1 protein-coding gene is annotated in these 651 nt (G+C 65.7%); it reads right to left on the bottom strand.

Annotation, left to right across the window (positions count from 1 at the left end; all coding sequences use genetic code 11):
* On the bottom strand, positions 1-651 hold a 651-nt coding region (locus NXT09_RS22320), incomplete at both ends, for a condensation domain-containing protein (protein ID WP_268581192.1).

Here is a 651-nt window from a genome sequence, read left to right on the forward strand (position 1 = left end):
CGGCTGGTCAGCATTATCCGCCATGCCGCGCAGCAGCGCCTGCCAGTACCCCAGATAACGCCGTACCGTGCCTTCATCGAACAGCGCAGTGGCATAAATCAATACGCCCTGCACCGCGCCATTATCCTCACTCAGCGACAGACTGAGATCGAACTGGGCCGTCGTGGCCGCATTCGCCAGCGGCGACAGGGTCAGCGCCGGCAGACGCAGAGCGTTATCGGGCGTGTTTTGCAGCGCCAGCATCACCTGAAAGAGCGGGCTGTACGACAGGCTGCGGGCTGGCGCAACCGCCTCCACCACCTGCTCGAACGGAATATCCGCATGGCTCTGCGCCTCCAGCGCTGCCGTCTTCACCTGCGCCAGCAGCGCACCGGTATCCGGCGACGCCGACAGATCCACCCGCAGCGCCTGGGTATTGACGAACATCCCGATCAGCGATTCGATCTCGCGCCGCCCGCGCCCGGCCACCGGCGTGCCGATCACCACCTCATCCTGCCCGGACAGCCGGCTCATCAGCAGTGACCAGCCGGCCAGCAGCGTCATGAACAGCGTGCAGCCGTGACGCCGGCTCAGCGTCTTCAGCCTGTCGGTCAGTTCTCTGTCCAGCCTCGCCTCAATATGCGCCCCGGCATAGCGTTGCACCGGGGGCCG

The organism is Pectobacterium jejuense (genome assembly GCF_026800125.1).
GTDB lineage: Bacteria > Pseudomonadota > Gammaproteobacteria > Enterobacterales > Enterobacteriaceae > Pectobacterium > Pectobacterium jejuense.